Genomic DNA, 11,613 nt, shown 5'->3' on the forward strand with positions numbered 1-11,613 from the left:
GCCGCGTTCGCGGGCGTCGATCGCGGCCAGCACCACCAGCCGCGCATCGTCGACCCAGCCGTCGCTGTAGACGAAGCCGCGCGTCAGCCGCGGCTGCAGCGGCACGCCAGCCGGGTGGCGGCGCAGGTCGACGCCGTGCGAGCCGGGCAGCCAGTCGCGACGCGCGAGGTGGTCGTAGAGAAACAGGCCGGCGCGGATCATCCACGCCGGCCGCATGGCCGCGTCGTGCGGCATCACGAAGGACAGCGGCCACATGATGTGCGGCGCGCTGCGCAGCAGCTGCTCGCGCTCCTGCAGCGCCTTGCGCACCAGCGCGAACTCGCCGTGCTCCAGGTAGCGCAGGCCGCCGTGGATCAGCTTGGTGGAGGCCGACGAGGTCTGCGCCGCCAGATCGTCGCGTTCGCACAGCACGACGCGCCAGCCGCGGCCCGCCAGGTCGCGCGCGATGCCCGTGCCATTGATGCCGCCACCGACGACGAGCACGTCGCAGTGCCGCGGCTCACGGGACGGGTCGGACCTGGGTTGTTCCACTGCTGCCATTCTGCGGGGCTTCGCTTAGGCTGGCGAGGTCGACCTCCCGGACGCCGCCGATGACCTACCTGCTCGCCCTCGACCAGGGCACCTCCAGCTCGCGCAGCATCGTGTTCGACCGCGGAGGCCGCATCCGCGCGATGGCGCAGCGCGAGTTCCGCCAGCTCTACCCGCAACCGGGCTGGGTGGAGCACGACCCGATGGAGATCTGGGAGACCCAGCTCGCCACGGCCCGCGAGGCGCTGGCCCAGGCGGGGTTGACGGCGTCCGACATCGCGGCCATCGGTATCACCAACCAGCGCGAGACCACGCTGCTGTGGGAACGTGCGAGCGGCCGGCCGATCGCCAACGCCATCGTCTGGCAGGACCGCCGCACCGAGCCCCTGTGCGCGCGCTGGCGCGAGCAGGGTCTGGCCGATGCGGTGCGCGACGTGACCGGCCTGGTCATCGACCCCTACTTCTCGGCCAGCAAGATCGCGTGGCTGCTCGACCACGTGCCGGGCGCCCGCACGCGAGCCGAGCGCGGCGAGCTGGCCTTCGGCACGGTGGACAGCTGGCTGCTGCGGCAGCTGACCGGCGGCCGCGTGCACGCCACCGACACCACCAACGCCTCGCGCACGATGCTGTTCGACATCGACCGCGGCGCCTGGAGCGAGCCGCTGCTGGCGGCGCTGGACATCCCGCGCGCGCTGCTGCCGGCAGTGCAGCAGTCTGCCTCGCATTTCGGCGACACCGAGCCCGCGCTGCTGGGCCATGCCGTGCCGGTGTGCGGCATCGCCGGCGACCAGCAGGCCGCGCTGTTCGGCCAAGCCGGCTTCCAGGCCGGGCTGGCGAAGAACACCTACGGCACCGGCTGCTTCCTGCTGATGCACACCGGCGCACAGCGGCAGGCCTCGACCCACGGCCTGATCACCACCGCGGCGGCGCAGGTGGACAGCACGGCACCGCGCCAGTACGCGCTGGAGGGCAGCGTGTTCATCGGCGGCGCGGTGGTGCAGTGGCTGCGTGATGGCTTGCACGCGATCCGCGGCAGCGGCGAGGTGCAGGCGCTGGCCGAGAGCGTGCCCGACGCCGGCGGCGTGGTGGTGGTGCCGGCCTTCACCGGCCTGGGCGCCCCCTACTGGCGGCCGGAGGCCAGCGGCGCGATCGTCGGCCTGACGCGCGGCAGCACGGTGGCCCACATCGCGCGCGCGGCGCTGGAGAGCATCGCGTTCCAGAGCGCGGCGCTGCTCGACGCGATGAGCCGCGACGCGGTGGCCGCCGGCGGGCAGCCGGTCAGCGAGCTGCGCGTCGACGGCGGTGCCTGCGTCAACGACCTGCTGATGCAGTTCCAGGCCGACCTGCTGGGCATTCCGGTCGTGCGGCCGCAGGTGATCGAGACCACGGCCCTCGGCGCGGCGTGCCTGGCCGGACTGGGCTGTGGCCTCTACGCCGGCACCGACGAGCTGGCGGCGCAGTGGCAGGCCGAGCGACGCTTCCTGCCGACGATGCCGCGCGAGCGCGCGGCGGAGCGGATGGCGCGCTGGGAACGCGCGGTACGCCAGACGGTCGCTCCCTGACGCGGCCCGCGGCCGGCTTCGGGTTTTGCAGGAGATCGCGTCGCAGGGTCGTCGCGCAAGATGCCGACTCGCCCGCCCACACCCGCCTTGCCCGCGAGTCCACCACCGAGCCCCACCCACATGAGCAGCAGCAGCCACAGTACGCCCCGCGTCGTCAGCGAAGTCGCCCTCGACAACAGCTTCCAGGGCGACACCATCCAGACCTGCGTGGTCACCCGCGACATGCAGCGCACGCTGGCCGGCATGGTGAAGCTGGGCATCGGCCCGTGGCGCATCTACGAGTTCGGGCCGGAGACCTGCAGCGACATGACCTACCGCGGCCAGCCCGGCCGCTACCGCATGAAGCTCGCGCTGGCCTTCTCGGGCACGATGATGTGGGAGGTGATCGAGCCGATCACCGGGCCGAACATCTACGAGGACTTCCTGCGCGAACACGGTGAAGGCATCCACCACGTGGCGCAGGGCTGCAACGGTCTACCCTATGCCGAGCGCGTGGCCACCTACCTGGCGCGCGGCCTGGAACTGATCCAGTCGGGCACCTGGCAGGGCCGCGTGCCCTATGCCTACTTCGGCACCGAGGGTCTGATCACGACCACGATCGAGATCTTCGACATCCCGGCCGATTTCGCACTGCCCGAGCCGCTGGCCTGGTATCCGGCGCGCCCCTGAGTCACCGTGGGAGCGGGGTGACGGCTTCACGGACTTCGGCCGTGCGCACGCTGCTCCGGCTGCTGCACCTGCTCGGCGGCGTCGGCTTCGCCGGCGCGCTGGCGGCCCAGCTCGCGATCGCCTCGGTGGCGGCCGACACGTCGCCGCGCCTGCTGGCGGTGCGCGACATCGCTCTGTCGGTGTCGTCCACCGTCGTGTTGCCGGCACTCGGCCTGATGGTGCTGAGCGGCCTGCTGCTGCTCGCGCTGCGGCCGGCACTGATCGAGCAACGCTGGTTGATCGGCAAGTTGCTGATCGGCATCGCGGTCTGCGGCATCGCGCTCGTGCAGGTGCACGGTGCGGCACGTCAGGCCCGCACACTGGCCATGCAGGCACTGACCAGCCCCACCGACGCCACCACGACCGCCGCGCTGGCGACCGTGCTGCGCAGCGAGCGCCTCGGCGCGTGGTCGGTCCTGGCGCTCGCCGTCGTCGCCGTCTCGCTGGCGGTGTGGCGGCCTCGCCTCGGTCAGCGCGCAGAGCTCCCGACGACGCCCCCCTGAGGCCGGCCGTCGCCGCGGGCCCGGCCCGCAGCCCTCAGCGGATCGCGACCGGGTTGACGAGGCTCTGCACGCCGCCGGTCACGCGCACCGCGCTCAGCACGAACATGAACTCCCAGGCCCGGTCGCGGGCCAGTTCGGCGGTGTTCATGTTCTCGAGGATGTAGATGCCGTTCTTCGCCAGCAGGATCTGGTGCACCTCGAACACACCGGCATCCTTCTCGAACGGGATGGTCTCCAGCCCCCAGGTGTCGGCGCCGATCGCGAGCACCTGCTTGCTCGCAAGGTAGGCTGCGCCCTCGCGGCCCAGCCCCGGTTCGCCGGCGAGGTAGCGCTTGTCGTCCTGGCCCACCAGCGACAGCCAGCCGGTGTGGAACAGCACCACGTCGCCGGTGCGGATCTCGATGCCCTGGCGCTTGGCCTGCTCGTCGATCTCCTTGCGGTTGAACGCCGTGCCTTCGGGCACGACGTCGCGGCCGTAGTAGGCCGTCATGTCGAGCACGACACCGCGCGTCACGAACGGCGGGATCTTCTCGACGCCGAGCTTGCGCAGGCCGTCGACCTGCACGAACTCGCTGTTCTTGAAGCAGTTGTAGTAGACGTTGTCGATGCCGACATGGCCCAGCCCGTCGATCTGGCTGCCCACGCCCACCCAGCCGGCGTAGATGTCGTCGTTGTAGCTGGTCTTCGAGGGCCCGAGGGTCACGCCGCCGGCCTGGCCCGGAGACGTGACCGTGAGCGACCAGCCCCGCGGCGGATAGGCGGGCGATCTGGAGTTGGTCTCGGCGCCGAGCCGGTAGGTCTTGCCGGTCTTCACGAGCTTCGCGGCGTCGAGCGCGAGCTGCGGACTCAGCAGGTTGGCGGCGCCGATCTCATCGGTGGGACCGTACTTCGACTTGCACCACTCTTCGGCGTGGGCAAGGGCCTGGGTCGCCGAGGCGGCCAGGCCGAGGGCGATGGAAAGCGCAACCGCGCCGCGCCGCAGCGCCTTGTGCAGAACCATGGAGTCTCCTTGGTGGTGTCGCGGCGCTCGGCTGGCGCCGTCCGGGCTCGCGCGGACGATAGCCCGTCCGCCCCGGCCTTGCACGCGCCACCAAGGTTGTGCCGTGGTGCGACAGGCGGGCGCTGCGCGCTCAGGCACTGCCCGTCAGTGCGGGCAACTGCTTCGCCACCGCGTCCTTCTCACGCGTGCAGCTGCCACCGAGGGCGGCGCCCAGCAGACGACCGTCGGCAGCGCGGTAGTGGCCTCGCATGCCCGTGTCTTCCCGCTCGATGTGCCACTTGCCGCCGCCCGGCTGCAGCGGCGGAAAGAACACCGCCGGCCAGGCCGGCGTCTTGAGCACCACCGGCATGGCCGGGTAGACGACCGCCGTGCGCTCCCCGTTCAGCGTGCGTGCGAGGGCGCGCGCCGCATGCATGATGGGCATGATGAACGGCAGCAGCAGGCCGTCGACCTCGGCGCAGTCGCCCAGCGCGTAGATGTGATCGTCGCTGGTCTGCAGGTGGCGGTCGACGACGATGCCTCGGTTCACCGCCAGGCCGGCCTGCACGGCCAGTTCGGAGTTCGCCGCCAGGCCGATCGCCGACAGCACCGTGTCGGCCTCCAGCGTGCGGCCGCTCTCCATCGTGATCCGCAGGCCGCCAGGGATCGCGTCGATGCGCTCGACCGCCTCGGACAGATGCCAGCGCACCCCGGCCGCGGCGAGCCGTGCCTGGAACTCGAGCGCCATCGGGTCCGGCCAGAAGCGCGGCAGCGCACGCGGGGCGATGTCGATCACGTCGACGGCGTGGCCGGCCGCGGCGAGGTCGTTGGCGAACTCGCAGCCGACCAGGCCCGCACCGAGGATCACCACGCGCGGATGGCTTTCCAGGTGCCGGCGGAAGTGCTGGTAGTCGGCCAGGTGGTTGACGCTCAGCACGCGGTCGGCGGCATCGCCGGCAAGCCGAAGCCGGATCGGCCGCCCTCCGACAGCCAGGACCAGGCGGTCGTAGGCGAGATCGCGGCCCGCCACCTCGATCGTGCGCGCCGCACGGTCGATGCGCTTGACCGGGTGGCCGGCCAGGATCTCGATGCCGTAGTCGCCGGCCAACTGGGCAGCGGCCGCCGTGGCCAGGGCCGCCGGGGCCTTCTTCAGCGCGAAGGCGTTCGACAGCATCGGCTTCGAATAGAACGCGCCGTCATCCTCGGTGACGAGCGTGACCGCCACCCCTCGATCGAGCTTGCGCAGTTCCTTGGCCACCGTGTACCCGGCCAGGCCACTTCCAATCACGACGATGGGGCTCATTGCAGGGGTCCGAGAAGAGTGGAGAAAGGAGCAAGAGAGGCGATCCGTGGCATCGCCGGAGCGCGGTCGGCGCCCGCCGGTCGTCAGGCCGCGCTCGCCGCCAGCTCGGCCACGCCCGCGGTCGCCGCCGCGGTCTCGCGCTGCGGCCGGTAGCCCAGACGGGCGGAGATCTGCTGGGCCACGCTGACGACGGTGGGGCGAGCAGCTTCAGGTTGCGCGGCTTGAAGCGGTCGGACGGACCGGAGACGCCGATCGCCGCGCACACGTGGCCCCGGCATTCCAGATCGGCGCCGCGATGCCGCACACGCCGTCCCGCCATTCGCCGCGGTTGACGGCATAGCCCAGCTGGCGCTGCTTCTCGAGCTCGTTGCGCAGCTCGTTCGGCGTGGTGAGGGTGTAGGGCGTGAACGGCTTGAGCTCGAGCGAGATCTGGTCGATCAGCGATGCCGAGGCGTACGAAAGCAGCGCCTTGCCGGTGGCCACGCAGTAGGCCGGCGCCCGACCGCCGACCCGCGAATAGGCCCGCACCGGATGCGGGCTGTCGACCTTGTCGAGGTAGATCACCTCGGTGCCCTCGAGCACCGACAGGTGCACCGTCTCCCCCGACAGCTGGCACAGGCGCTCCATGTACTCGACCGCCACCGTCTTCAGGTCCAGCCGCCCCACCACCGCGGCGCCCAGTTCCCACAGCTTGAGCGTCAGCTCGTACTTGCCGCTCTGCTCGAGGTTGCGGACGTAGCCGCAGGCCACCAGCGTCTGAAGCAGCCGGTGCGCATTGCTCTTGGTCAGTCCCAGGTGCTTCGCCAGCTCCGTCACGCCCGTCAGCTGCGGGTGCGTCGCCAACGCCTCGATCACCTGGAGGCCCTTCACGAAAGTGGTGTCCATGCGTGTTCAGTGTCGTTCTGAATATTGATACTTTGTGCCAAGAGCTTAGGTCTGTGCCTGCGCGCTGTCAAGAACCCGGCCCGGCGCCACGCACCGATCCGACAGAACGATCGGTCCATCGTTTGCCTCCCATCTCATTGGAGATGCTTGATTTTCCGGACCTCCACGGCGCGGCGTAAGCGTATATCCGGATGCCGATCGATGTTGACACTGCGTCAGGCACTGCTAGCATTGTTTCACCAATTCGAAACGCTGTTCCATTATTTAGAACATCTTTGTCGACATCGATCGGCGGCACGCCCGGGCCGATCGAGCTTTCTGCACTCTTCCGTGGAGATCCAAGTGAAAGAGACCCTGATCCGAAACCTCTGGTACGTCGCAGGAACCAGCGACGAGTTCGCGCCCGGCCAGCTGGTCGGCCAGACGATCGTCGGCCTGCCGCTGGTGTTGTGGCGCCCGGAAGCGGGCGGCGAGGTCGTCGCCTTCGACGGCCGCTGCTGCCACAAGCGCATGCCGCTCGCCGCGGGCAAGCTGCTCGCCGACGGCACGCTCGAATGCGCGTACCACGGCCTCTGCTTCGACAGCGCTGGCAAGTGCGTGAAGATCCCGTCGCAACCGGGCCGCGCGATCCCCAGCCGCGCGAAGCTGCGGCCCTATCCGATCGTCGAACAGGACGGCATGGTCTGGATCTGGATGGGCGACGACGCGAACCCGGCGCTGCGCCCGCCGCGCATCCCCGAGCTCGCCAGTCCCGAATGGGAAGCCATCCGCGTGCAGAACGCCGAGGTGCCGACGAACTACCTGCTGCTGATCGAGAACCTGCTCGACATCAGCCACTTCTACCCGCTGCACGACGGCAACATCGGCGACATCGCCAACAGCGAGATCCCGGTCGAGTTCTCCCACGAAGGCGTCCAGGGCAATCGGTCGGTGACCTCGGTGCGCAAGGCCGAGTCCTACCGCCACCCGCCCTACCTAGAAGACTTCTTCGGCTACGAACTGGTCGACCGCCACCACTCCCACAGCATGATCTCGCCCGCGGCGATCCGCGTGGATCTGCGCTGCGCGCCGCCCGGGCGGCTGGAGACCGAGGAAGAACGAGGCTACATCCTCACGCACCTGATCACGCCGATCGACGAGCGCCACCACCGCTGGCGCGTCATCGCCGCCTGTCGCGCCGGCCACCGCTGGCCCGCCGATCCGAGCGTATCGACCGTCGCGCGCGTGGCCGAGAAGTTCCCCGGCGTGATCGCCCAGGACCTGTGGGCCCTGACCGAGCAGCAGAGGATGCTCGACCTGGCCGACACGCACTACCTCGGCGAGATGCACCTGCGCGCGGACACCGGCATCCTCAAGGCCCGCGAGATCGTGCGCGACATGGTGGCTGCCGAAGCTCAACCGGCGTCGCAGGCGGTCGCTGCATGAACTCCCTGAAATGGCGCTGCGTGCTGTGCGGCTTCGTCTACGACGAGGCGGCCGGCCTGCCCGAGGAAGGCATCGCGCCCGGCACCGCCTGGGCCGACGTGCCCGACAGCTGGAGCTGCCCCGACTGCGGGGCCAGCAAGGACGAGTTCGAGATGGTTCCCGCAGAGTGATCAAGGCGCCGCGCACGCGGCGCCAGGCGGTCGGCCGGAGTCGGCCGATCAATGGCTGACATCGCTGCACCGGGCCGGCAGAGCCCGGGCAGGTCTGTCGGTGGTTTTCCCGAAAGGAGATCGAGGTGACAAACAAGCGACCTATCGCGTTCGACGCAACCCCCGACACCCTGCGCCGGAGCCTCGTGCTGTCCGCCGCGGCCGCGAGCGGGCTGGGCCTGCTGCCCGGCGCGATGCGCGACGCGCGAGCGCAGAGCTTCCCGCCGCTCGGCAACTTTCCGGCCGGCACCGAGGGCAACTCGGTATTCGTGGGCGTGTCGGTCCCGCTGACCGGGGCGTTCTCGGCCGAAGGCAAGGATCAGCAGCTCGGCTTCGAGCTGGCGTTCGAGCACCTGAACTCGGGCAAGCTGGCCGGCAAGATCCCCGAGCTCAAGGGCAAGGGTGTCCTGGGCAAGACCATCACCTTCGGCGTGGTCGATACGGAGGCCAAGGCCGAATCGGCGATCCAGGGACAGACCCGCTTCCTCCGCAACAACAAGGCGATCCTGATGACCGGCTGCTACAGCAGCGCGGTGACCGTCGCGCTCGGCAAGCTGGCGCAGCGCGAGAAGGTGCTCTACATGGCCGGTCCGGCCGGCTCGGACGACGTGACCGGCAAGGACTGCCAGCGCTACAGCTTCCGCTCGCAGCCCAGCACCACCATGGCCTCGCGCGCGCTGGCCCCGGTGCTGGCCGAGCGGCTGGGCAAGGGCAAGAAGGTGGCCTACCTGGTGCCCGACTACACCTTCGGCCACACGCAGTTCGAATCGATGGCGCGGCTGACCGAGCCGATGGGCTGGAAGACGGTGTCCAAGCAGGTCTGCCCGATCGGCACCGCCGACTTCAGCACCTACCTGCTCAACATCGCCAACAGCAGCGCCGACGTGTTTGTGAACTGCACGGTCGGCAACGATTGCTCGGTGTCCATCAAGCAGGCCAAGAACTTCGGCGTCATGAAGAACGCCGCCCTGGTGGTGCCGACGCTGCAGCCCTTCCTTGCGCAGCAGCTGGGCCCCGAGGTGACGCAGGACATCCTGGGCGTGATGGACTTCTGGTGGTCGCTGGCCGAGAGCAACGAGCTCGCGAAGCAGTTCGTCGACGACTTCCAGGCCAAGCACAACTACAAGCCCTACTGGCCGGCGCACATCGCCTACTCGCAGATGCTGATCTGGGCGGTGGCGGTGGAGCGCGCCAAGACCTTCTACCCGCCGGAGGTCATCAAGGCCCTCGAGGCGCGCGTGCCGATCAGGACCACGCTGGGCGACGTGATGTACCGTCCCGAGGACCACCAGCTGGTCCGTCCTGTCCCGGTGATGCGCGGCAAGAAGCCCTCCGAGATGAAGTCCAAGGACGACTACTACGAGGTGATCAAGATGATCCCCGGCGCCGACGCCGTGACGCCGCTCGACCAGGGCACCTGCAAGATGGGCGAACTCACCTGAGGTTCCGCGGCAGCGCGACCGCCGCCGCAGCGCGCCGGTCCGCCGCCGATCCGCCCGATCCATCCGACCCGCCCGCTGCCGCTCACGCGGCGGGCCCATGGAGGCTCCCATGCCACCTCTCCCTCTCGTCATATCGCAGGTGTTCCACGGCCTGGTGCTCGGCGGCACGCTGGCGCTCGTCGGCTGCGGCCTGACCATCATCCTCGGGACGCTCGGCCTCGTGAACTTCGCGCACGGCGCGTTCTTCGCGATCGGCGCCTACGCCGGCTGGCTGGCATTCGAATGGACCGGCTCCTACCTGGCCGCCGTGGTGATCGGCGCGGCCGTGACCTGCGCCTTCGGCTTCGTCATCGAGCGCGGACTGATCAGCCGCTTCTACCAGCGGCCCCACGAGGACCAGATCCTGCTGACCTTCGGCCTGGGCATCGTCATCGTGGAGGCGCTGCGCGCCATCTTCGGCGGCGTCGGCCGCGCGATGCCGTCGCCCGACTGGGCCGCCGGCGCCGTGTCGATCGGACCGGTGATCTACCCGGAATACCGGCTGGTGGTGTTCGGCATCGCCGCGCTGTCGCTGCTGGTGTTCTACCTGCTGCTCTACCACTCCCGGCTCGGCCTGATCGTGCGCGCCGCGATCGAGGACACGCTGATGGTGCGCATCCTCGGCCTGCGTGCGGCGCAGATCAAGGCGGTGGTGTTCGCGATCGGCGTGCTGGCCGTCGGGCTGGCCGGCGTGGTGATGGCGCCGATCGTCTCGATCAACCCGGACGTCGGCGCGCGCTTCATGGTGCAGTCCTTCGTGGTGGTGGTGATCGGCGGTCTGGGGTCCTTCCCCGGCGCCATCATCGGCGGCTTCATCGCCGGCCAGATCCAGACGCTGACGGCGATCTTCGAGGCCGCCTACAGCGACGTGGCGCTGTTCCTGACCATGGTGGCGATCCTGGCGGTCCGCCCGCGCGGCCTGATGGGCGTGGAGGGACGGAAATGACGGCGCAACAACTGGCCGCCCGCGCGGGCGGCGTGCGGCGGCTGGCGGTCTCGCTACCGACCGAGTGCTGGATCGTCCTCGCGCTCGCGCTGATGCCCTTCCTGCTGCTTGCCGGCGGCGGCTCGGTCGACACCGCGATCCGCATCCTGCTGTGGGGCATCTTCGGCCTGGGCTTCGACATCCTGTTCGGCTACGCCGGCATGCTGTCGTTCGGCCAGGCGGCGTTCTTCGGCACCGGCAGCTTCGTGACCGCCTACCTGCTGGTCAGCGGGCTGGTGACGAACTTCCTGCTGGCGATCGGCGCCGGCGTGGTGGCGTCGATGCTGTTCAGCGTACTGGTCGGGATGGTGGCGCTCAAGCGCGTGGGCATCTACTTCTCGATGATCACCTTCGCGATCGGCGAGCTGTGCTTCTTCATCCAGCACTCGGTGCTGTCGCGCTGGACCGGCGGCGACAACGGCCTGCCCGGCGTGCCGCATCCGGTGTTCCAGTTCGGCGACCGCAGCTTCGAGCTCGCCTCGGGTTGGGGCATGTATGCGGTGATCGCGACGATCTTCGTCGCCACGTTCTGGTTCGCGCGACGCGTGGTGACCTCGCCGTTCGGCCGGGTGCTCAACGCCACGCGCATCAACCCCGAGCGCACGCTGGCGGTGGGGCACGACGTGCAGCGCTACAAGATGGCGGCCTTCGTCGTGGCGGCCGGTTATGCCGGCCTGGCGGGCACGCTGATGGGCATCTTCCAGAGCTACGTGGGCCCCGATGCGTTCGCGCTCGACACCTCGGGCCAGGTGGTCATGCAGACGGTGGTCGGCGGCGTGCGCACGCTGATCGGCCCGCTGGTCGGCGCGGCGGTGTGGATCTACCTGCGCGACATCCTGCAGCAGATCCCCGGCATCGGCGGCATGTGGAAGCTGATCCTCGGCGCGCTGTTCATCCTGGCCGTCACGACGATGCGACGCGGCATCGTCGGCGAGATCCAGCACGTCTTCTACAAGCGGCGGATGGCGGCGGCCGCGGCCGCGGCGGCCGCTACCGAGAAGCTCGCCGCGTTCGCGCCGGCGGCACCGCCGGCCGACTTCTTCGC

Annotated in this window: 12 protein-coding genes; 8 read left to right on the plus strand and 4 right to left on the minus strand. The window is 69.8% G+C overall.

What is annotated here, in order from left to right:
• Window positions 1-540: FAD-dependent oxidoreductase (locus tag Y694_RS15890; RefSeq protein WP_155935841.1), on the minus strand; the 540-nt coding region annotated here is incomplete at its 3' end.
• A 50-nt stretch (window positions 541-590) separates the two neighbouring features.
• Here Y694_RS15890 and glpK point away from each other — a divergent pair.
• From glpK to Y694_RS15905, 3 genes are all read left to right on the plus strand, one after another.
• Window positions 591-2,090: a glycerol kinase GlpK gene (gene glpK, locus Y694_RS15895; protein WP_011831238.1), complete on the plus strand. Its 1,500-nt coding sequence runs from the start codon at window positions 591-593 to the stop codon at window positions 2,088-2,090.
• A 120-nt stretch (window positions 2,091-2,210) separates the two neighbouring features.
• Complete coding sequence (locus tag Y694_RS15900; protein ID WP_036234213.1) at window positions 2,211-2,759, plus strand: VOC family protein; 549 nt, start codon at window positions 2,211-2,213, stop codon at window positions 2,757-2,759.
• A gap of 41 nt (window positions 2,760-2,800) precedes the next feature.
• Window positions 2,801-3,301 (plus strand): hypothetical protein, encoded by a 501-nt coding sequence (locus tag Y694_RS15905; RefSeq protein WP_036234216.1) that lies wholly within the window; start codon window positions 2,801-2,803, stop codon window positions 3,299-3,301.
• A 34-nt stretch (window positions 3,302-3,335) separates the two neighbouring features.
• Here Y694_RS15905 and Y694_RS15910 read toward each other — a convergent pair whose 3' ends face one another.
• From Y694_RS15910 to Y694_RS15920, 3 genes are all read right to left on the minus strand, one after another.
• Window positions 3,336-4,301, minus strand: coding sequence for a cyclase family protein (locus Y694_RS15910; protein ID WP_011831241.1), 966 nt, complete (start codon window positions 4,299-4,301; stop codon window positions 3,336-3,338).
• A 130-nt stretch (window positions 4,302-4,431) separates the two neighbouring features.
• Window positions 4,432-5,583 (minus strand): NAD(P)/FAD-dependent oxidoreductase, encoded by a 1,152-nt coding sequence (locus tag Y694_RS15915; RefSeq protein ID WP_011831242.1) that lies wholly within the window; start codon window positions 5,581-5,583, stop codon window positions 4,432-4,434.
• Window positions 5,584-5,790: 207 nt separating this feature from the next.
• Window positions 5,791-6,468, minus strand: coding sequence for an IclR family transcriptional regulator (locus tag Y694_RS15920; RefSeq protein WP_231497724.1), 678 nt, complete (start codon window positions 6,466-6,468; stop codon window positions 5,791-5,793).
• A gap of 342 nt (window positions 6,469-6,810) precedes the next feature.
• On the opposite strand from Y694_RS15920, the gene Y694_RS15925 reads away from it, so the two are divergent.
• From Y694_RS15925 to Y694_RS15945, 5 genes are all read left to right on the plus strand, one after another.
• Complete coding sequence (locus Y694_RS15925; RefSeq protein ID WP_036234225.1) at window positions 6,811-7,893, plus strand: Rieske 2Fe-2S domain-containing protein; 1,083 nt, start codon at window positions 6,811-6,813, stop codon at window positions 7,891-7,893.
• Complete coding sequence (locus Y694_RS15930) at window positions 7,890-8,063, plus strand: rubredoxin (protein WP_011831245.1); 174 nt, start codon at window positions 7,890-7,892, stop codon at window positions 8,061-8,063. The genes Y694_RS15925 and Y694_RS15930 overlap by 4 nt, the downstream gene beginning before the upstream one ends.
• A gap of 125 nt (window positions 8,064-8,188) precedes the next feature.
• Complete coding sequence (locus tag Y694_RS15935) at window positions 8,189-9,544, plus strand: substrate-binding protein (protein WP_081771236.1); 1,356 nt, start codon at window positions 8,189-8,191, stop codon at window positions 9,542-9,544.
• Window positions 9,545-9,653: 109 nt separating this feature from the next.
• Window positions 9,654-10,529, plus strand: coding sequence for a branched-chain amino acid ABC transporter permease (locus tag Y694_RS15940; RefSeq protein ID WP_011831247.1), 876 nt, complete (start codon window positions 9,654-9,656; stop codon window positions 10,527-10,529).
• A partial coding sequence (locus Y694_RS15945) for a branched-chain amino acid ABC transporter permease (RefSeq protein WP_036234219.1) occupies window positions 10,526-11,613 on the plus strand: 1,088 nt, incomplete at its 3' end. The genes Y694_RS15940 and Y694_RS15945, both read left to right, overlap by 4 nt.

It is taken from the genome of Methylibium sp. T29-B, from assembly GCF_000576225.1.
Taxonomy (GTDB): Bacteria; Pseudomonadota; Gammaproteobacteria; order Burkholderiales; family Burkholderiaceae_C; genus Methylibium; species Methylibium petroleiphilum.

What these genes read in the sequence shown, in the direction of transcription:
- glpK (WP_011831238.1), top strand. Translation starts at nt 591, where the DNA reads ATGACCTACCTGCTCGCCCTCGACCAGGGCACCTCCAGCTCGCGCAGC.
- Y694_RS15900 (WP_036234213.1), top strand. Translation starts at nt 2,211, where the DNA reads ATGAGCAGCAGCAGCCACAGTACGCCCCGCGTCGTCAGCGAAGTCGCC.
- Y694_RS15910 (WP_011831241.1), bottom strand. Translation starts at nt 4,301, where the DNA reads ATGGTTCTGCACAAGGCGCTGCGGCGCGGCGCGGTTGCGCTTTCCATC.
- Y694_RS15915 (WP_011831242.1), bottom strand. Translation starts at nt 5,583, where the DNA reads ATGAGCCCCATCGTCGTGATTGGAAGTGGCCTGGCCGGGTACACGGTG.
- Y694_RS15920 (WP_231497724.1), bottom strand. Translation starts at nt 6,468, where the DNA reads ATGGACACCACTTTCGTGAAGGGCCTCCAGGTGATCGAGGCGTTGGCG.
- Y694_RS15930 (WP_011831245.1), top strand. Translation starts at nt 7,890, where the DNA reads ATGAACTCCCTGAAATGGCGCTGCGTGCTGTGCGGCTTCGTCTACGAC.
- Y694_RS15940 (WP_011831247.1), top strand. Translation starts at nt 9,654, where the DNA reads ATGCCACCTCTCCCTCTCGTCATATCGCAGGTGTTCCACGGCCTGGTG.